The sequence below is a fragment of the Clostridium oryzae genome (genome assembly GCF_002029235.1).
Classification (GTDB): Bacteria; Bacillota; Clostridia; order Clostridiales; family Clostridiaceae; genus Clostridium_AE; species Clostridium_AE oryzae.
The window spans coordinates 38,819-59,502 of the sequence record NZ_MZGV01000002.1 but is presented as its reverse complement, the minus strand read 5'-3'; the positions used below and the strand labels follow the sequence as shown (position 1 = coordinate 59,502).

Genomic DNA, 20,684 nt, shown 5'->3' with positions numbered 1-20,684 from the left:
AGATGTCAGTTACATTTACCAGGTTTGCTGAGACGATTCATTGTAAAGAGGATAAACGAGTAGTAAGCGTAACAGTGAAACTACTTCTTGAAGATTGCACAGGTACTGTTTATTTCACTGATATTCAGGCTCAGGAAGGTGATCGTCTAACTGGTTATACAATTAATACAGAAACGATGCTTCAAAAATACCGAGAGGGCGGTGTTATTGTTCCTGCTCGTTTTTATAACGGAGTGGTTCGTAGCGGAGAGACGGTTATCCTCTTCAATCTGGGTTCAACTTCCGCTGGTCTTGACTGTCATATCTATCCTATACAGAATATGGAAGCAGGCAGTATCCAATTGTCTCAAGGGGCAGGGGCGCATAGGGTAAAATTTAAAGAGGCTGCTAGCCCAGACGATACCTTTTCACTACTAGCATCAACCAGACAGTGTTTAAAGAATGGAAACCCAACTGATAAGGAAGGATTTTTTCAATATACAGCATCGGGTGATAGCAAACATGTGGTGAAGCTAGAGGACAGAAAATCAGCTCGGCTATTGTTCGAATTTCAAGAAATGCAGGAAGGAAGTGAGCGCCCTTGATTGATTACCTAAAAGGTAAGCGGTGCATGGTTTGGAGCTTCATGGGAAATGCCCGCATGTATCAGGCACTACGAGACTATGGTGATCGAATTGATACGGTGGGTATTTTCACTTTTGAAGTGGATATCACCGGGACCATAACAGAAACAGGAACAAGCATATCCAGTATGCTTACTTACATTAACCGCTGGCCTCATATCAAATGGCTGCTTACAATCATGAATCATGGTACGGCTTCTATTTTTACAGCCCTTAGAAATAATACCAATGGTGCAAAGGATAAATTTCTTACTGAGATTATTCGCATCATGAATAAGTATCCTTGGTGTGCTGGAGTGGATATAGACTTGGAACGTGGAGGTGGCTATGAAAACAAGGATGCTGCTAATGCTCTATTTCGAGACATATATAACACTGTCAAAGCCTATGATTCTTCGAAACTCGTAAATATTTGTCTACCAGGCATGACTGGAGTACAAGGATCGGTTGGTGGCGAAAACTGGTGTGTTTATGAAGACTTGAATCCCTATGGTGATACAGTAGCGATTATGAGTTATGGCATGGCATGGGCAGGCTCTGCACCGGGCCCGGTATCTCCCAGGGATTGGTTGGAAGGCATTTATGATTATGCAGTCCGGGTTATGACTCCTGAAAAAATATTTTTAGGACTGCCTGCATATGGTTGGAACTGGAGAATCCACGATACACCAGAAAATCTGGGTATCACTTATCGTGGGATTTCAAACACATATTATGCCGCACAGCTTTGGATGACAGGGGGATATAACTTTACAGATGATGGACCACCACAGCCCATGATTCCTATCATAGCGTATTGGGATGATTATGATAAGGTGCCTTGGGCCTTGCCACATGTGTATGACTACATGGAAGGCTGGGATGCAGTTTCAAGAACCTATCCTTTACTGGTTGAAACTTATAACCGACGCAGGTATTTGACTGCCTATAGCAAGCAGCAAAAAACTGAATTTGGCACGATATATGTAGATCGTAGTGGCGGAACTCCTGATAGCTATACTGGTAATGTATCGGTTTCTTCTCAAATGATAACACTTGGTGAAGAAGGTGAAGCCGAATACGAATTTGAAATTGCATCTGCTGGTATTTATGATGTAGCCATTCGCATCTCATTTCCCTTCTGGGATAAGAATAGTATTCATGTTTCACTTGACGGGACAAGTAAGGTATTTAGCGAGAATAGGCTGTGGTGGCCATACTGGCGAACAACTTGTTGGCTTTCTTTGGTTTCTGGTGTATTTCTTTCAGCTGGTACCCATACTGTCAGCGTTAGTGCCTCAGTACCAGGTGTGCAGTTCTATGGATTTCGGGTATGTTCAAGCTTTACTGAAGAACCTACTGCTGGAGAGGCTGACTTCATGCTATCCCCTCGCAAGTTTAAAGATGTGAACGGTTTAATGGTTCAGCCCGATCGAGGATTTAAATTGACAACTGAAGTGCTTCGTAGAAAGCCTGATTCAGCACTAATTTGGTATGAAGACTTTAGAGATGAAAATCCGCTTCCATCCAGCTATTGGACAACACTAAGCGGAGAGTGGGAGGTGTGGCAGAACAAGAATGATTCAGCTGCTCTCCCTTATTCACAGCTTGATGGGCATGGGAGGTTAGCGTGGAATTATAATGGTTTCTCAGATGTCCATCTAAGAGCGAGATTAGCTTTTCCTTCAGATGGAAGTGACCGAGCAGGCATTTTTTGTGGAGATATCTTTTGCTGTTTAAACATTAATTCACAGCGTATTGAACTATATAATGGTTCTACTCTAATCGGAAGCTATGCAACCGAAATTTCTAAAACTCCATCATCAGATCTTCGCTCAAATCCAAGAATGTACACCATTGAAATGAGGATACGTAGTAATTCTGTAAGGGTTTATTCTGGAGCAAGTAGTGTTTTGCGATTCACAGCGTCGCTTGATGGTTATTCAGGTGGTTATGCCGGAGTTCAATCTGATGGACGTATTCTATGTGAATTAATAAGATTAGGAGATGCCTGGACTTATGAACCTTATGAAAGATTTGATGTAATCTTCCCAGATGGAACAAGAACGGAGTATGGGAGACTAGAAAGAACTGGTGTTACATGGGATAGTGAGTTTCAGGTTTTTACAGTTAACAGTGATGTGGAGGAAGCTTCAACAAGAAGTCAGGATATTTCCATGGATTATGATTTCTTTCACTCGGGGCTTTTATCATTGATCTGTGGAAATGACTATTCAGTAAAGATTGTGCCTAAGGACATTAATGTATGGATTTCGCGCCTATTTCTCGGGGATGCTGATGGTTTCTCGATTCTTTACTACCAAGACGTGGATAGCCTAGTCTATTGGGCAAATGAGGCAGCGTATCGATGGAAGCTTAGGGGGATTGCGATATGGTCTCTGGGACAGGAGGATATGAGGTTATGGGAAGCCTTACCTAAACAAATATAAATTAACACACTGAACCAAGAGTGTTTGCGATAATGCAGACACTCTTTTTATATATGCACCAATCATGAAGGAGGTAAAAATAATGAAGGAAATTTGGAGTTGGATACAAACTGCATTTACTGTACTTGGCGGACTCTTGGGATGGTTTTTAGGAGGTTTTGATGGATTTTTATATGCATTAGTGGCATTAATGGTGGCTGATTATATCACCGGTGTCATGTGTGCCATTGTTGAAAAGAAGCTATCAAGTGAAATAGGGTTTAAGGGCATCTTTAAAAAAGTGCTCATTTTTATTCTAGTTGGAATTGGACATTTGATTGATACGAACCTGATCGGAGATGGAAGTGTGCTCCGGACTGCCATTATCTTTTTCTATTGCTCCAATGAAGGAGTATCTATGCTAGAAAATGCTGGCCGGCTAGGACTACCAATACCAGAAAAATTAAAAGATATTCTTGTTCAGTTGCATAATAAAGGAGGTAAGGAACAATGAATCTAAGAAAACTTATTCTGACTGAAAATGCATGTTATAAGGCAGGAAAAAAGATTACACCGAAAGGTATCATGGTTCATAGCACCGGTGCCAACAATCCTTATCTTCGTAGATACGTTGGACCGGATGATGGTCTATTAGGTGTAAATCAGTACAATAATCACTGGAATCAGGATAGACCTGACGGAAGACAGGTTTGCGTCCATGCTTTCATTGGAAAGCTTAAGAATGGTTCAATTGCCACTTATCAAACTCTGCCATGGGACCATCGAGGGTGGCATGCTGGAGGAAGTGCAAATGATACACATATTGGCTTTGAAATATGCGAGGACGGATTGACCGATGCCACGTATTTTAATGCGGTTTATAAGGAAGCGGTAGAGCTTTGTGTGTACCTTTGCAAACTCTACAACTTAACTGAAAAAGATATCATTGGCCATTATGAAGGCTACCAAAGAGGGATCGCAAGTAATCATGGGGATCCGAAAAACTGGTTTCCGAAGCATGGGAAGAGCATGGACACATTTCGTGCAGATGTGAAAAAACTTCTAAGTGAAGGAGCTAAACCTGCAGAATCAGAGAAAAAGAAATACTACCGCGTTCAAATCGGTGCTTATTCCGTCAAAGCCAATGCTGAGGCCCAGCTTGCCAAAGCGAAAAAAGCTGGCTTTACTGAAGCCTATATTAAGTATGATTAATGAACAGCAAATTTTAATGACCCGAGGAGTGTAACAGCTCTTCGGGTTATTTTTTTGCCCTTAAGGGGTTCGAATCACCGGGATTTTTTGCATATAGGTGCAGGGATCTCCCTGCAGAAATGGAGGTTGCCTATATGCAGATAACTAAAATTACTGATAAACAAGATTCACAAGCCATCCTTAAAAAGACATATTTAAGCACTGAGGAGCTTCAAAGAGAGTTTGATTATTATAGGGCGGAAAAACTGCTGCATCAGATGCTTGAAAAGGGCTTTATTACAAAGGTAGAGTTTAACAAAATTATGCTTTTAAACCGCGAAACTTTCTCACCGATGTTAGCACAGATAATGCCCTGAAATCGTTGATATATAAGGGTTTCAGAGGTAATATGTGACCTACCAAGAAGGAGGTGAGAGGATGAAAAAGATAACAAAAATAGAAGGAAATCTAGCCAACTCTTTTCTTAAGCCAAAAACACGAGTGGTTGCCTACTGCCGAGTTTCAACAGATAGTAATGAACAGCTAGTCAGCTTGCAAGCACAAAAGGCTCATTATGAGTCCTACATAAAGGCAAATCCAGAATGGGAATATGCAGGCTTATATTATGACGAGGGAATCAGCGGTACGAAAAAGGAAAATCGCTCTGGTCTTCTTAAAATGTTATCAGACTGTGAAACTGGGAAGATTGACTTAATTATTACAAAGTCCATCAGCCGATTTGCGAGAAATACTACAGACTGCTTGGAGATGGTTCGCAAACTGATTGACCTTGGGGTTCATATCTATTTTGAGAAGGAAAACATCAATACGGGGTCAATGGAAAGTGAGTTGATGCTTTCTATATTAAGCGGGCTTGCAGAAAGTGAGTCAATTTCCATTTCGGAAAATACTAAGTGGGCAATTCAAAGACGATTTCAGAACGGAACTTTTAAGATTTCATATCCACCATATGGTTATGACAACATTGATGGTCAAATGGTGATAAACCCTAAGCAGGCTGAAGTTGTGAAGTATATTTTTGCAGAGGTATTATCGGGAAAAGGTACACAGAAAATTGCAGATGATCTTAATCAAAAGGGTATTCCATCAAAAAGAGGTGGTCGTTGGACGGCTACTACCATTCGAGGGATTCTGACCAATGAAAAATATACTGGCGATGTTATTTTGCAAAAGACCTATACTGACCGCCATTTTAACAGGCACACCAATTATGGTGAGAAAAATATGTATCTAGTAGAAAACCACCATGAGGCAATTATCAGCCATGAAGATTTTGAAGCTGTGGATGCCATTCTCACTCAGAGAGCAAAGGAAAAAGGCATCGAAAAGCGCAATAGCAAATATCAAAACCGATATTCTTTCTCCAGCAAAATTATCTGCTCGGAATGTGGCAGTACCTTTAAAAGACGGATTCATTCGTCTGGAACAAGAAAATACATTGCTTGGTGCTGTAGCAAGCATATAAGCCAGATAACGGAATGTTCTATGCAGTTCATTCGAGATGATGATATAAAGACGGCATTTGTTACGATGATGAATAAACTCATTTTCGGTCAGAAGTTCATATTAAGACCACTTTTGGATGGGTTACGTAACCAGAATAGTGCAGCGAGTTTTCTCAGAATTGAAGAGTTGGAAACTAAGATTGAAAACAACATGGAGCAGAGCCAGATGCTGACAGGTTTACTGGCCAAAGGATATCTGGAACCTGCTCTGTTTAATAAAGAAAAGATTTCACTGGAAGCAGAAAGAGAAAGACTTCTTGCTGAAAAGGATCAACTTACTCGTTCCATCAATGGCAATTTTGCAAAAGTAGACGAGGTTGACCGTCTGCTTAAGTTTACCACTAAGTCCAAAATGCTCAAAACCTATGAGGATGAGCTGTTTGAAAATTACGCAGAGAAGATTATTGTTTATTCACGAGAGATAGTTGGATTTGAATTAAAATGCGGAATCACATTGAAGGAAAGGTTGGTGAATTAGATGGGTCACATACCCTATGGATATAGAATTGAAAACGGTAAGGCTGTTGTGGATGAAATAGCATCGGAGCGGGTAAAAGAATTATTTTCAGGATACTTGGCAGGACTTTCTTTGAAGGGTGCTGCTAAAAAAGCTGGGATAGACTGCTACCATGCCACAGTAAGTAAGATGTTGCAGAATAAGCACTACCTTGGCGATGAATTCTACCCTCCAATTATTGATGAGGAGACCTTTGAAAAAGCCAGAGTAGAAAGACGAAAACGAGCAGAAAAGCTAGGAAGGATATGGGAGCCTAAAGATGAACCAAAAACGGATTATCCTGTAAAGTTCAAAGCAAAGCCTCTGGTGCAAAAATATGAAGACCCATACAAGCAGGCAGAATATGCTTACAGTTTGATAGAAAGTGAGGTGTAACCAGTGGCGGTAAGTAGGAATGTAACAGTGATTCCAGCAATTAAACGAGTCGGAAATAATAAAAATAGTGAAAGCAAACCCAAAATTCGAGTGGCTGCTTACTGCCGTGTTTCAACGGATAGTGAGGAGCAGGCTTCGAGCTATGACATTCAGATTGAGCATTATACAAATTATATTAAGAAGAACAAGGAATGGGAATTGGCAGGGATTTTTGCGGATGACGGTATCACAGGTACAAATACCAAAAAGCGTGATGAATTCAACCGCATGATTGAAGAGTGCATGGCAGGCAATATTGACATGATCATCACAAAATCCATAAGCCGATTTGCCAGAAACACGTTGGACTGCCTTAAATACATCCGTCAGTTAAAGGATAAAAACATCGCTGTGTTCTTTGAAAAAGAGAATATAAACACCATGGATTCTAAGGGTGAAGTCCTGCTGACCATTATGGCATCCCTTGCCCAACAGGAAAGCCAGTCCTTAAGCCAAAACGTTAAGCTGGGTATTCAGTATCGCTATCAGCAAGGTGAAGTTCAGGTCAACCACAAGCGTTTCCTTGGATACACCAAAGATGAAAATAAGCAATTGGTGATTGACCCAGAGGGTGCTGAGGTTGTTAAACGGATTTACAGGGAGTACCTTGAGGGTGCCAGCCTTTTACAGATAGCAAGAGGACTAGAAGCAGACGGTATTCTAACAGCGGCAGGCAAATCCAAATGGAGACCAGAAACACTGAAAAAGATACTGCAGAATGAAAAGTACATCGGTGATGCCCTTCTACAAAAAACATATACGGTTGATTTCCTTTCTAAAAAGCGAGTCAAGAATAACGGAATCGTTCCCCAGTATTATGTAGAAAACAGCCATGAGCCTATCATTCCACGTGAGCTTTTTATGCAGGTTCAAGAAGAGATGGTTCGAAGAGCGAATCTTCGTGGCGGCAAGGGCGGTAAAAAGCGAGTCTATAGTAGCAAGTATGCTTTATCGAGTATTGTTTACTGCGGACAGTGCGGCGATATTTACCGACGGGTACACTGGAATAACCGAGGTTACAAGTCTATTGTTTGGAGATGCGTCAGCCGTTTGGAGGAAAAGGGCTCTGAATGTAATGCTCCTACCTTAAACGAGGAAACATTGCAGACAGCAGTGGTCAAGGCTATTAACGAACTTTTGGCTAACAAAGAACCCTTCCTCTCAACGTTACAGAAAAACATAGCCGCCATACTTAATGAAGGAAATGATAATGCCACTGATGACATCGATAGCAAATTGGAAGAATTACAGCAGCAGCTTCTTATACAAGCAAAATCCAAGAACGACTATGAAGATGTAGCTGATAAAATTTATCGACTTCGGGAGTTAAAGCAAAATGCACTGGTTGAAAGTGCAGAGCGAGAAGGGAAAAGGCAACGCATCGCTGAGATGACGGATTTCTTAAATGAACAATCCTGCGAGTTGGAGGAATATGATGAGCAGTTAGTAAGGTGGCTTATTGAAAAGGTAACGATCCACGCTAACAGGGTTGAGGTGGAATTTAAGGCTGGAATTAGTATAGACGTTAAAAATTGAAATGAAAAGAAAAATGTTATTTGAATCTAACAACTTGCCGGAAATGCAGGGTGTTTTTCATATTACTTCTATGAGTCAATACAAATTAGTATATTAGTATTTACAAAATATAAATTAGTGGTATAATTTTCTATAGAGTAATAGCGGAGGTGTAAACTTTGAGTAAGAGCGTGACCTTTACAGTAGATGCAGATGTGTATGAAAAATTCTGCATCGCATTGAATTTAACAAATGAAACAAAAGATGCTGCAGTGGAAAGTTGTATGCGTTGGTATATTGCAAAAACTTTTGAAAAGGCATCACAAGCCTATAACCCAAAAACTGTAGCAAAACAGAATGAAGATACAAACAAGGATTTTTACGGAAAAGCAAATCAACGAATCCCAGTATGGGCTATAAAGCCGAATCAATATAACCACAAAATCATTCGTGCTTATTTTAAGGCAGTGGCTGCCACAGGTCGTGCTACCATAAATTTGATGGAGCGTTTATGCAGTGACGAAAACAACCCAGAACTGTATGTGCCCACTTTTAAGAATAATTACTCACAGATGAAGTTGGATGGACCTAAAAGTCACGGTAAAGTATTTGAGGATGACGGTGAAACGGTAACAATTTGGCACGAGGTAGAAGATACACTGATGAAATATAAATCGAGTTTTTGTAATTAAAAGGAGCAAAGAGTAAAGTAAAGGGGGTTTGACTTTGAATATAAACAAAATGAAAGATTTATCATATGATGAACTGCGTTCTTTATACAGAGAATTCTTATATAGCCAGAACATTTCAAAGTTAACAATCAATACTGCTTACACAGACACCTTCTACCTTTGGAGGAAAGGGAGCAAAGACCTGTTCTGGAATACAGTGACTGCTACTGATTTCGAGAATGAGGCGAAGAATTCCTTAATAAAGGCTCTTTCTGAGAATTCGACCGGCAATGTTAAATCACTTGTTAATAGTTACTTGTCTCATCTAAGAAGGTTCCGTTTACTCTTAGCTTCTGATGGAGCTGCCGAGCGATCAACGCCCAAGCATGAAAATACTGCTAATCGTACATATACTCGTAAGAAGAGAATGGATGTTGATGTTCCTGATCCATCAATTGAGCAGGTGGAGTTTTATCTTGCTAAGTGGGATGGCCTTGAGAACTACCACCTGCAGGAGGATGCACTTAATAAACTGTTCTTTGAGCTATGCCCGAAGAATACAGACATAATCGATGTTCTTTTGAAGGCATCAACGCTTAATGATTTTTATAGTACGAATATTTTCTCAATCTATCCAGTAGCTAAGCACATATGCGCTTTGGATATTGATGCGAGGCTTAAGGCTGGTGATGTTACTCTTGTTGGAGATATCCAGTATGTACCTATCGGTGATACAGAGAAGAATTTTTACTCCTTTGCCACAAAGTATTGTAGCCATCACAATCCACTCGATTATCCGATTTATGACAGCTACGTCGATGAGGTACTTCGCTATTTTAGAAATCGTGATAGCTTCTCAGATTTCCAAGATGGTGATTTGAAAGACTATGTTAAATTCAAAGGTATACTGATTGATTTCCGTGCCTTCTATGGCTTGGATAAATTTAGCCTGAAGCAAATCGACCAGTATGTTTGGCAGCTCGGGAAGGATTACTTCCCGAAGAACTACGGAAAGAAAAAGAGAGGAGACAAGTATTTTGTCTTTAATCGATAAAAGGGGTGTGTTCGTATGGTAGATAATGTAATTCAAATAGTAACAGAGAAATTATCTTCTTTGCCTTGCATAGGAGGCATTGTATTAGGGGGCTCACGTGCAAGAGGCACCCATACAGAGGATTCTGATATAGATATCGGAATCTATTACAATTCAGAATCATTTGACCTGACAGCGATTAATCAAATTGCTACAGAATTGGATGATGAGAATAGAAACGACCTTGTTGTACCTCCCGGAGCGTGGGGTGATTGGATTAATGGCGGCGGATGGTTAGTTATAAACGGGTATCATGTTGACTTGATTTTACGTGATATAAAACGGGTGGAACAAATAATCAAAGATACGGAGCAAGGAATTGTTACTGCCAATTATCAGACTGGGCATCCCCATGGTTATATAAGTGCTATGTATCGTGGAGAATTGGCGATCAGCAAGATACAATATGCTAAGAATGAAAGCTTATGCGAATTAAAAAATCAGGCAGAAATTTACCCTGGTGCTCTAAAGAAGAACTTGATAAACTTTTTTATATTTGAAGCAGAGTTCTCTTTAATGTTTGTAAAAGCAAATGCGGGAGCAGAGGATAAATATTATATTGCAGGCCATGTTTTTCGTATTATTTCATGCTTAAATCAAGTACTATTTGCATGTAATAATGCTTATTGCATTAACGAAAAGAAAGCTATAAAACTGCTTGAAACTTTTGAATATAAACCTGAAAAATATGCCGAAAGGGTTAATCATATTTTTGAAGTACTCGGTCTTTCACTTTTTGAATGCTACGATATGACCGAGAAGCTTTATAAAGAAGTGAAAAAAATTGCAACGGAGATAAATAACTTTTTAAACGAGGGGAATTCAGATGAAAGAAAACAAATATGATGATAATATATTTTTTCAAAAATACAGTCAAATGAGTCGCTCGCAGCAGGGACTAGCCGGTGCAGGAGAATGGGAAACATTGAGAAAGCTGCTGCCGGATTTTAAAGATAAGCGTGTGCTTGATTTAGGATGCGGCTATGGATGGCACTGTATTTATGCGATGGAACACGGTGCTTCTTCTGTTGTAGGTGTTGATATTTCTCATAAAATGCTCGAGGTAGCCAAAGAAAAAACGCATTTTCCACAGGTTGAATATAAATGCTGTGCTATAGAAGATGTGGAATTCCCAGAGGAGAGTTTTGATGTAATATTAAGTTCACTTGCGTTTCACTATGTAGCAGATTATGAGATTTTAGTAAAAAAGATATATAGAATACTGAAGTCTGGTGGTAAGCTAGTTTTTACGGTTGAACATCCTGTTTTTACTGCCTATGGAACACAAGACTGGCATTATAACGAAAAAGGAGAAATACTGCATTTTCCGGTGGATAATTATTATTATGAGGGCAAACGGACAGCTGTGTTTTTGGGAGAAAAGGTTACAAAATATCATAGAACACTGACCACATATCTAAATACACTGCTTTCAAATGGTTTTATAATAAATCAGATTGTGGAGCCGCAGCCGCCGGAAAACATGATGGATATTCCGGGGATGCAGGATGAAATGCGCCGTCCCATGATGCTGATTGTATCGGCCAACAAAAAAGTGGATAGATAGAACTAAAACACCTATAAGGTATAAATGGAGGTAATTTATGTTTAAAGAAAAAATTATTATAGAGATGAAAGAAGTATTCAAAGAAATTCCTTTTGGCATAGAGCATACTCTCAAAGTTTTGAAAAATGCAGAAGATATAATGAAAGGAGAAAATATCGGAGAGGAAGAAAAAGAATTCATCAGTATTATTGCTATACTACATGATATTGGTGCGGTTGAAGCACAAAAAAAATACGGTTCTATTGATGGTGTCTATCAAGAAAAGGAAGGACCAGAAGTAGCGAAAGAAATATTAAAAAAGGTAGGCTATAACAAAAATATTGATAGAATATGCTTTATAATAGGCAACCATCATACTCCATCTAAAATTGATGGACTTGATTTTCAAATACAATGGGAAGCTGATTTGCTTGAAAATTTAACGGTTATGGATAAAGAAAAAGAACAGGAAAAGATAAAAAAGTGTATAGATGAAAACTTTAAAACAAACACAGGAAAAAGGATAGCTTATAATCGCTTTATTTTAGATTAGTAGTAGATTATTACAGTTATGTATTTTATATCGCAAAGAAAAAATAGTAGTTAAGTTTAACCCTAGATAATAAGCAGCAAAGGAGTGCGATAAGATGATATCTAATAATACCTCCATGCCTACAACGGATGATGAGTTGCAAAAGAATACGGTTGGTTGTTAAGGATTCTGCTGATGAGTCATCCTACGTTCCAGTGTTGGAAGCGGCCGGATATGTGCTACAGATTCGAGAACCTGACTGGTTTGAGCATCGTTTGTTTAAAGGACCGGATACCGATATTAATCTGCATGTGTTCAGTTTGGGCACATCAGAGATTGATAGAATGTTACGCTTCCGTGATTGGTTGCGGACTAATGATACTGATCGGGACAAATATGCACAAGTCAAACGAAGCTTGGCAAAGAATAAATGGAGGCATGTCCAGCACTATGCGAATGCTAAAACATCAATAGTACAGGAAATCATGAAAAGAGCGAATAGTAATAATGCTTAAGGAGAGTGTCATGTTTTCTTGGTTTGTTATAGGAGGTTATATCAATGAAAAATACAGTAGATAATTTGTCGAAAAGTAAAGTTATTTTAATGTGCGGCCCTGCGGGAGCAGGTAAATCAACACTAGCAAAAAAATTTGAAAGTACCGGGATGACAATACTATCTTATGATGAAGAATCATTCAAACGAGGTTTGAATGAACATCCTTTACCTCAGGAGGTTTTAGAAGATATTAAAACCTATCTTGATGAAAAACTAATTTCACTTATCATGCAAAACATTGATATTGTTCTCGATTATTCATTTTGGTCTAGAGAAATGAGAAATGAATATATTTCATTATTAAAGAAATACGACATAGAACCCAAAATCTATTATATAAAGACACCTAAGGAAGTTGTTATGGAACGTATTCGAAAAAGAAACGGAAATCATCAAAATGATATCATATTGACGGAGCAAACAGCTTCCACTTATTATGATCATTTTCAACCCCCAACTGATGAAGAAGGTGAAGTTATAGTAGTCGAGGGATATTAATATTGTGGTTTTAGGCATGGAAATTGTACTAGATGATAAGTTTTGTCAAATTTTTTGAAAGATATACTTCCAACAAGGGGATACCAGCTTCAGGTGATATCATTATTGTCATCTCAGAGCAGGGGGTAGTATTGATTCAGCCGGAAGAATAAGTGGCGATGCAATGAAGACGATGAATGCATTATTGAAATTACAGGAAAAAAACTTACTGAAATACGTTATGTTTATTCTTTTGACAACTCTACTCAATCATGATTATGCAATTAGACACGTTATTTTTTATCATGAATGGATATGTTCCCGTCTACCGATAGTGCTAAAAACGCAGTGGATATGTTTCCGAGAACGAACATACTCAAATGACATTCATTCTGTCCTCTCAAGCCATGTGGAGACGGTAGTGAAGCTACAAAGAAAAACTATGTAGAAATTCTTAATTTTATGAATTTGTTAATGAGGATTTTCTATTTCAAACCTGCAGTTTATGAGAGGATTTTACCAAGAATATGAAATTCAACAGACAGTGTCTGTTAAATTGAGTTAGTCACATTAGCAACAAAAATTGAAAACTGAATCTCCGATTTTTGAAAGGTGACAGGTACCCTACAGAGATTGGAAGCTTGTCGAGAAATCTCTGTTGCTAAGGAGGAATCTGCCTATAAGGTTTCAGTTGATTGTCCTGTACAGAAGAATCCGTATAAATGAGCTAAAACATTAAATTCATAGAATTTTAGGTTTAATTTATCCTAAAATTGCGTATAATATAATTATATGAGGGAGGTGTTTCGATGCAAATAAATATTAATAACTTAGTATCCATCTCTGAAGCTAATCAGAATTTTTCTAAAGTTGCAAGAATGGTAGATGAAAATGGAGCAACGGTTATACTCAAAAATAATGTGCCAAGATATGTTTTGATTGATTATAGTAAGTTTCAGCAAGATGATGTAGCAGATAGTGCTACAGTAGAAGATGCAGCAAGTAAAATTTTAGATAAGCATCTAAAAGCATTTGAGGAGTTAGCTAAATGAGACATCTAAGCAAAGAACAAATGATACATCTGCATTCTATAGCAATTAGAAGGACTGGCGGATTAGATGGAATTAGAGATGAAGGATTGCTAGAATCAGCTTTAAGTTCCCCATTTCAATCATTTGGAGGAGAAGAATTATATCCATCTATACAGGCTAAGGCTGCAAGATTAGGATTTAGCATTATAAAGAATCATCCCTTTTAGATGGTAACAAAAGAATAGGAATTTTAGCAATGATGGTATTTCTAGATGTAAATGGAATTGAACTAGAATCTACTGATGAAGATATTATAGATCTTGGATTAGGAATAGCGTCAGGAAAATATGATGATAAGCATATATTAGAATGGATTATTGTTTGTAATAATAAATACTAGGTGACTATTTCTTTAAAAAATGAAAACCTGTCCATTTTGCCCTTTATAAGCAACAAAAATTGAAAACTAGGTTTCCAATTTTTGAAAGGGGTCAGGTGCCTTACAGAGATTGGAAGCTTGCCGAGAAATCTCTGTTGCTATATAGTGAAATAGAACTTTTACAAGAGCATGGCATTTATTTAAAAGAACCTTATGTGAAACCGATTAAAACGGAACGATACAAGGGAATATATGAATTAAGAATAAAATTAGGATCAGGTGCATCAAGAATATTTTACTTTACTTATCATAGAGATACTTTTGTATTGCTGAATGGATTTCTTAAAAAGACAGATAAAACGCCAAAACTCGAACTTGAAAAAGCAAAAAGATATAAAAAAGATTTTGAACAGAGGTGTGAAGATGAGTAAAGCGAGTGTTGATTTCTCTGTTATTAAAGAAGAGCTTATGCGGGATAGCGAATTTAAAGAAGAATATGATAAGCTAAAGCCTCGATATGAGTTGATTTCTGAGGTGATAAAATCAAGAAGAAAATTAAATTTAACACAAGAAGAATTAGCTTCTAGAATGGGAACTCAAAAATCAAATATTTGCAGGCTTGAAAGTGGAAATTACAATCCTTCTTTAGATTTTTTAAGTAATCTTGCAAAAGGTCTAGGAAAAGAAATTCATATAGAACTAAGATAATATTTAATGATTTTACACGCAGAGCAAAAGCACTGCGTGTTTTTTTTGCTGAAAATAATATGTTAGTTAGGTTAAATTATTTCATTAAAATTAATGTTCAATAGTAAAAATGCACCAGGGGTGTTTGTTTTTAGCGGAAATGATTAATGATAAACGATTAAAAATGTAATTTTTTAAAATTACATTTTTAATCGTTGAAATAAAATTCCTTTTATGATATGATTACATCATGGTAAATAAAAAAAATTTTAGAAAGGTACAATATTTATGGACAAGTTGAGCGAATTGGTTGAATTAGTAAGTGGATCGCCTCAGTCTAGAATTACAGAAGCATTTGATGAGAAAACACCGCTTTTTACATATTATAGTCAGACAGATCTAACAGATGATTTGGTTGGTATTATTTCGAACAATCTAGACAATAAACAAGTTAGAACCAAGGATAAAGTAAATACCTTATGCGATGGCGATGTAGTGTTTAGTCTAATTACGGGTATTGCAACTAAGGTAAGAAAAGAGCACCAGGGATATCTCTATACGCAAAATTACGTTAAGTTAATACCTAATCATAACATTGATTCCAAGTTTTTGGTTTATCTCATTAATGAAAACAAAACAATCAAGAAACAGTTTATGTTGGGAATGCAAGGTTCGCAAGTTTTAAAATATACTGTCAAGCAACTTAAAGAGCTTGAAATACCCAAAATACCTTCCATAGCTAAGCAAAAAATTATAGGACAAGTCTATTTTAATCAGTTAAGGTTGCAAGCCCTTAGATATAGAGTGGCAGAAAATGAAACAAAAATCAGATTATCCAAGTTAGAGGAGGTAAGTGAAAATGAATGAAAATCAATTTGAAACTGAGTTGATACAATATATTACCAGTGGAACTATAACTAAACCTGAACACCTACAAGGAATCAGCGACTTTATGGTTAATGACAAATCTGCTGATTATGTTGTAAAAACGAAGCTATGGAAGTATGAACCCAAAATTAAAACTACAGAAAAGCTTTGGGATAACTTCAAAGAGATTCTTGAGAGGCACAATCAAAATACACTTGATCATCCGCTAAGTACTGTGGAATTTAATCAAGTTAAAAAGATTATATCTGATATTCAAACACCCTATGAAGCTGGACAATTTTTATATGGACTTAATGGTGTATCGCAAATAGAAATTGATTTAGATGATGGTCGTCATGTATTTTTAACGGTTTTTGATCAAAAGCAAATTGGTGCTGGAGATACGGTGTACCAAGTAGTTAATCAAATTGAACGGCCTGCGGTTATCACTGGGAAACAAACTCGTCGTTTTGATACCACACTTCTTATTAATGGTTTACCTATCATTCAAATTGAAGAAAAACGTGATACACATGATGTTAATGAAGCACTAAATCAAATGCATCAATATATTGACGAAAACCAGTATCGTGACATTTTTTCTACTTTGCAAATTTTAGTGGCTATCACCCCTAATAATGTCAAGTACATGGCGAATACTACTTCAGATAAGTTCAATAAGGATTTTGCGTTTAACTGGCAACGTAAAAGTGATAATACGATAGTTCGTAATTGGAAAGAGTTTGCGGATTCAATGTTAAGTATTCCAATGGCGCATCAGATGGCTACTAATTATATGATATTAGATGGTACAAAAAACAAACAAATGTTAAAGGTAATGCGTCCATATCAAGTATATGCTACTCAGAATGTCATTGAAAATTTAAAAAAAGTTGATTTTGAACTTGGTACAAATAAAGTAGGTTATATTTGGCATACCACTGGTTCTGGTAAAACTATAACTAGTTTCAAAACAGCATGGCTTGCAAGCCGCATGCCGAAAGTTGATAAAGTTGTTTTCGTAGTTGATAGAATTGCGTTAACAAAGCAAACAAATGAAAATTATAGAGCCTATGACCCAGATGCTAGTGAAGATATGGTTGGTAGTGTTCAAAATACTTATAATACCAGCGATTTAAGTCGCAAGTTAAAGAGTAAAGATAATAATATCATTGTTACTTCTGTACAAAAGCTGGATACCTTAATCAAACGTAAATCTTTTACAGCACCTGATAAAAATATAGTATTTATAGTGGATGAGGCACACCGTTCAACCGGTGGTGAAAGTTTTGAAAAGATACAAAAGGCTTTTAAGAAATCAGCTTGGGTTGGCTATACAGGAACACCGATGTTTGATGAAACTACTAGTGGTTTACGAACAGAAGATATTTTTGGACCATTGTTACACGCCTATACTATTCGTGAAGCAATTGCAGATAGAAATGTTTTAGGTTTTAAAGTTGATTTTGAAACAACCATTGATGAACAACAAATGAAATTAAAATATCTACCGCATTTTTATCGAGAACGTTATCCAAAGTGGACTGAAGAACAGATTCAAGAGAAGATTTATAATTTAAGTCAAGAAGATATGGATGATGCGGTTGAACCAAGTTTTTATGATGAAAATCCGGATCATATTAAGCTGGTAGTTGAAGATATTTTCAAGAACTGGCGAAATCGTTCAAACGAAGGCAAGTATAATGCACTCTTTACCACTCATGTTGGTGGGGGAAAAGCTAGTACTCCAATGGCAATGATGTATTTTAATGAATTTCAACGGGTAAATGCTGAAAATGAGAAGAATGGTGGACAAACGTTAAAGGTAGCAGTTACATTTAGCCAAAACTCATCCAATAATGATAGTATGCTTGAAACTAATCAAGGATTACATGATGCTATTAAAGCCTATAACAAAGAATTTGGTACAAGCTTTGGTATGGATGATGTAGCAGGATATACGCAAGATGTTACCAGCCGTTTGAATAAAACTGCAACTGACAAGAAGTTCTTAGATATTGTGATTGTTGTAGATCAACTTTTGACTGGATTTGATGCACCAGAACTTAATACCCTTTATGTAGATAGAACACTTAAAGGAGCTGGACTTATTCAAGCCTATTCAAGAACAAATCGTATTGCGGATATGCAGGAAAAGCCTTGGGGGCGTATTGTAAATTACCGTTGGCCTGCTCAAAGTGAGATGCTGATGAATAAAGCTCTCGCAATTTATGCTAATAAAGATTCTGCAATTTTACGAGAAGATGAGCAACGTGAATCTAACCAAAAGGATGGTATTATAGCTAAACCTTTTGAGGATGTATTTAATGAAGTGAAAGAGGTTGTTGAGAAATTAAGCAGTCTAACTAATGAGTTTCAGCAATTACCGCCTTCTGAGAAGCAAAAAGAATATATGCTTGATTTGCTGCGTGATTATAATGTTGGTATGGCTAAATTAAAACAATATTCACCTGAGGAAGTTGATGGAAATGCAGTAGGTTTCAATTACGAAAATCCTGATGAGTTAGTTGAAAAGTTAGGGATGACTAGTGAACAAGAAACCATGCTTACTACAGTTTTAACAAATGAGCTTAAACAACATATATCAAAAGAAAAGAAAATTCCTTTTTATCAAATTGAGTTAAGGATGACTCATGTGAAGGATGTAGAAATAGATTATGATTATTTAACAGAATTGGTGGAACAATTATTAAATGAGGTCCATGAGGGCAAGAAACAAGAAGCACAAGCTACAAAAGAGAAAATTGATCAATTTGCCAACGGCTTAGAAGATAGAAATTATGCTGCTAAGATCATGAATGCTGCCATGGCTATTATCAAAGGACATTATCCGCCGGAAGGTACTAATCTTAAATATCCAGTAAAATTGAGAAATAGCGAGCAAATTATTCAAGCGGCTAACAATGTCAGCCTTGATAGAAGGTTTTTAGATTTTCGAGTGAAGTGGGGAATTACAGATATTATTACAAGTGCTCAGATGCGTGAATTATTTAGTCGTCATCGTTATGGGCTGCAAGATTTGGATGATAGTGGTCAAATTCGAGATATAATTGCAAAAGCAAGCGTGGATTATAAGACGTTAGCACATAGCGAAGAGATACAAGCTTTGTCTAGAATTAAGTATCGTAATGGTTTGCGTGATGCCATTTATGAATTAGCTGATGAATTGGTAGAAAACTAGTTTATATATAATGACGCTTTATAATTAAAGTATTTAATAAGATATAGGGAAACAACTTCAACTATTAATTTATACATGCCTGATAATCGCCTGATGCCGCGATTTTCAAACATGTATAAATTAAGTTTCCGTAGTGTTTCCCTATCCTTAAGAATAATAAAATTAATTGTTGAACTGCCGAATATGAATTGACAGTTAAGATAGGAGATAAAATGGATAAAAATAAAGCGAATGTACCTAAGTTAAGGTTTCCAGGATTTACTGATCCTTGGGAACAGCGTAAGGTTTGTGAACTAATAGAGGATTACATTGAAAAAACAGAAATTCAAAATCAGTATCCAGTGTTGACATCATCTCAGCAAAAAGGAATTGTATTTCAGGAAGATTATTTTGCAGACAGGCAGGTCACTACAAATGACAATGTTGGGTATTTTATTTTGCCTAAAGGATACTTCACATATAGGAGCAGAAGTGACACTAATTTATTTGTATTTAATCGGAATGACATTATACACAGGGGGATTATCAGCTATTACTATCCAGTTTTTTGCGTAAAAGACACAGATTCAAATTTCTTTTTACGCCGAATTAATTTTGGTATGAATAGTCAGTTAGCTATGGCAGCAGAAGGAACAGGACAACATGTGCTATCACTGAGCAAGTTCAAAAATATGATTACAACAGTTCCGTCATTACCTGAACAGAAACAAATTGGTTTATTATTCGAGCATTTAGACCACCTTATCACCCTTCATCAGCGTAAGTTAAAACACTTGCAAGATAAGAAGAAAGGTTTGTTACAAAAAATGTTTCCAAAAGATGGCGAAGATTTTCCGGAGATTCGTTTTCCGGGATTTACTGATCCTTGGGAACAGCGGAAGATGGGGGAGATGACATGCCTAATTACGAAAGGAACCACTCCAATTGATAAATCTGGAAATGGAAATATCAATTTTGTAAAGATAGAAAATATTGATTCCTCTTCGGGTGAAATTAACATATCATCAAAAATATCTGAGGAAGAACATAATGGATACTTGAAACGTTCGCAGTTACAAGAAAATGATATCCTATTTTCTATTGCTGGAACATTAGGACGTGTAACTTCTGTAAACAAGGGAATCTTACCAGCAAATACCAACCAGGCTTTAGCAATAATTAGATTAAAAACGGGTTGCTTAGAGTATGTAAAAACATATCTAAAAGGTAAGGCAGTATCAGATTTTATAAAGAAAAATCCTACTATAGGAGCACAACCTAATTTGTCTTTGGAACAAGTTGGGAATTTAAATATTGATTTACCAAGTTTTAAGGAGCAACAAGAAATTGGCACATTTTTCAATGAACTCGACCACCTTATCACCCTTCATCAGCGTAAGTTAAATCACTTGCAAGAACAAAAGAAAGCATTACTACAACAGATGTTTGTATAAGTAATTTCAAAAGAGA

The 20,684-nt window shown here is 37.0% G+C and carries 23 protein-coding genes; all 23 read left to right on the top strand.

The window, feature by feature from the left end; translation table 11 throughout:
• Positions 1-2: 2 nt before the first annotated feature.
• The 23 genes from CLORY_RS01715 to CLORY_RS01605 all read left to right on the top strand — a co-directional run bounded on the left by CLORY_RS01715 (position 3) and on the right by CLORY_RS01605 (position 20,668).
• Positions 3-584 carry a hypothetical protein gene (locus CLORY_RS01715; protein WP_021400988.1) on the top strand — a complete coding sequence of 194 codons (582 nt, stop codon included), beginning with the start codon at positions 3-5 and terminating at the stop codon, positions 582-584.
• Positions 581-3,052, top strand: a complete 2,472-nt coding sequence (locus CLORY_RS01710; RefSeq protein ID WP_079421831.1) for a glycosyl hydrolase family 18 protein — start codon at positions 581-583, stop codon at positions 3,050-3,052. The genes CLORY_RS01715 and CLORY_RS01710 overlap by 4 nt, the downstream gene beginning before the upstream one ends.
• Before the next feature lie 82 nt (positions 3,053-3,134).
• Positions 3,135-3,545, top strand: coding sequence for a phage holin family protein (locus CLORY_RS01705; RefSeq protein WP_044036476.1), 411 nt, complete (start codon positions 3,135-3,137; stop codon positions 3,543-3,545).
• Positions 3,542-4,243, top strand: a complete 702-nt coding sequence (locus tag CLORY_RS01700; protein ID WP_079421830.1) for an N-acetylmuramoyl-L-alanine amidase — start codon at positions 3,542-3,544, stop codon at positions 4,241-4,243. Before CLORY_RS01705 ends, CLORY_RS01700 begins: the two co-directional genes overlap by 4 nt.
• Before the next feature lie 134 nt (positions 4,244-4,377).
• Complete coding sequence (locus tag CLORY_RS01695) at positions 4,378-4,599, top strand: SHOCT domain-containing protein (protein WP_079421829.1); 222 nt, start codon at positions 4,378-4,380, stop codon at positions 4,597-4,599.
• Positions 4,600-4,660: 61 nt separating this feature from the next.
• Positions 4,661-6,226 (top strand): recombinase family protein, encoded by a 1,566-nt coding sequence (locus CLORY_RS01690; protein ID WP_079421828.1) that lies wholly within the window; start codon positions 4,661-4,663, stop codon positions 6,224-6,226.
• Positions 6,227-6,640, top strand: coding sequence for a recombinase family protein (locus CLORY_RS01685; RefSeq protein WP_066067919.1), 414 nt, complete (start codon positions 6,227-6,229; stop codon positions 6,638-6,640).
• A gap of 3 nt (positions 6,641-6,643) precedes the next feature.
• Complete coding sequence (locus CLORY_RS01680; protein ID WP_079421827.1) at positions 6,644-8,215, top strand: recombinase family protein; 1,572 nt, start codon at positions 6,644-6,646, stop codon at positions 8,213-8,215.
• 158 nt (positions 8,216-8,373) lie between these two features.
• Positions 8,374-8,886, top strand: a complete 513-nt coding sequence (locus CLORY_RS01675; RefSeq protein WP_015926178.1) for a hypothetical protein — start codon at positions 8,374-8,376, stop codon at positions 8,884-8,886.
• A 34-nt stretch (positions 8,887-8,920) separates the two neighbouring features.
• Positions 8,921-9,919 carry a PD-(D/E)XK nuclease family protein gene (locus CLORY_RS01670; protein WP_015926177.1) on the top strand — a complete coding sequence of 333 codons (999 nt, stop codon included), beginning with the start codon at positions 8,921-8,923 and terminating at the stop codon, positions 9,917-9,919.
• Between the two features lie 15 nt (positions 9,920-9,934).
• Complete coding sequence (locus CLORY_RS01665) at positions 9,935-10,804, top strand: nucleotidyltransferase domain-containing protein (RefSeq protein WP_015926176.1); 870 nt, start codon at positions 9,935-9,937, stop codon at positions 10,802-10,804.
• Complete coding sequence (locus tag CLORY_RS01660) at positions 10,785-11,525, top strand: class I SAM-dependent methyltransferase (RefSeq protein WP_032541185.1); 741 nt, start codon at positions 10,785-10,787, stop codon at positions 11,523-11,525. The genes CLORY_RS01665 and CLORY_RS01660 overlap by 20 nt, the downstream gene beginning before the upstream one ends.
• 37 nt (positions 11,526-11,562) lie before the next feature.
• A complete protein-coding gene (locus CLORY_RS01655; RefSeq protein ID WP_008981870.1) occupies positions 11,563-12,057 on the top strand; it encodes an HD domain-containing protein in 495 nt (164 codons plus the stop codon).
• Positions 12,058-12,185: 128 nt separating this feature from the next.
• Positions 12,186-12,551 (top strand): GrpB family protein, encoded by a 366-nt coding sequence (locus tag CLORY_RS01650; protein WP_242855620.1) that lies wholly within the window; start codon positions 12,186-12,188, stop codon positions 12,549-12,551.
• Positions 12,552-12,595: 44 nt separating this feature from the next.
• Positions 12,596-13,090 (top strand): P-loop nucleotide/nucleoside kinase family protein, encoded by a 495-nt coding sequence (locus CLORY_RS01645; RefSeq protein WP_002337568.1) that lies wholly within the window; start codon positions 12,596-12,598, stop codon positions 13,088-13,090.
• 788 nt (positions 13,091-13,878) lie between these two features.
• Positions 13,879-14,121: a type II toxin-antitoxin system Phd/YefM family antitoxin gene (locus tag CLORY_RS01635; RefSeq protein ID WP_079421825.1), complete on the top strand. Its 243-nt coding sequence runs from the start codon at positions 13,879-13,881 to the stop codon at positions 14,119-14,121.
• A complete protein-coding gene (locus CLORY_RS24045) occupies positions 14,118-14,327 on the top strand; it encodes a type II toxin-antitoxin system death-on-curing family toxin (protein WP_341456625.1) in 210 nt (69 codons plus the stop codon). The genes CLORY_RS01635 and CLORY_RS24045 overlap by 4 nt, the downstream gene beginning before the upstream one ends.
• A 29-nt stretch (positions 14,328-14,356) precedes the next feature.
• Positions 14,357-14,500, top strand: coding sequence for a type II toxin-antitoxin system death-on-curing family toxin (locus tag CLORY_RS24040; RefSeq protein ID WP_341456624.1), 144 nt, complete (start codon positions 14,357-14,359; stop codon positions 14,498-14,500).
• 95 nt (positions 14,501-14,595) lie between these two features.
• Positions 14,596-14,910 carry a type II toxin-antitoxin system RelE/ParE family toxin gene (locus CLORY_RS01625; RefSeq protein WP_242954300.1) on the top strand — a complete coding sequence of 105 codons (315 nt, stop codon included), beginning with the start codon at positions 14,596-14,598 and terminating at the stop codon, positions 14,908-14,910.
• Positions 14,903-15,187, top strand: a complete 285-nt coding sequence (locus CLORY_RS01620) for a helix-turn-helix domain-containing protein (protein WP_079421823.1) — start codon at positions 14,903-14,905, stop codon at positions 15,185-15,187. The genes CLORY_RS01625 and CLORY_RS01620 overlap by 8 nt, the downstream gene beginning before the upstream one ends.
• A 267-nt stretch (positions 15,188-15,454) precedes the next feature.
• Positions 15,455-16,033 (top strand): restriction endonuclease subunit S, encoded by a 579-nt coding sequence (locus tag CLORY_RS01615; protein ID WP_079421822.1) that lies wholly within the window; start codon positions 15,455-15,457, stop codon positions 16,031-16,033.
• Positions 16,026-19,235 carry a type I restriction endonuclease subunit R gene (locus CLORY_RS01610; RefSeq protein WP_079421821.1) on the top strand — a complete coding sequence of 1,070 codons (3,210 nt, stop codon included), beginning with the start codon at positions 16,026-16,028 and terminating at the stop codon, positions 19,233-19,235. The genes CLORY_RS01615 and CLORY_RS01610 overlap by 8 nt, the downstream gene beginning before the upstream one ends.
• 212 nt (positions 19,236-19,447) lie before the next feature.
• Entirely contained in the window at positions 19,448-20,668 is a 1,221-nt protein-coding gene (locus CLORY_RS01605; RefSeq protein WP_079421820.1) for a restriction endonuclease subunit S, read from the top strand.
• The last annotated feature ends 16 nt before the right edge of the window (positions 20,669-20,684 follow it).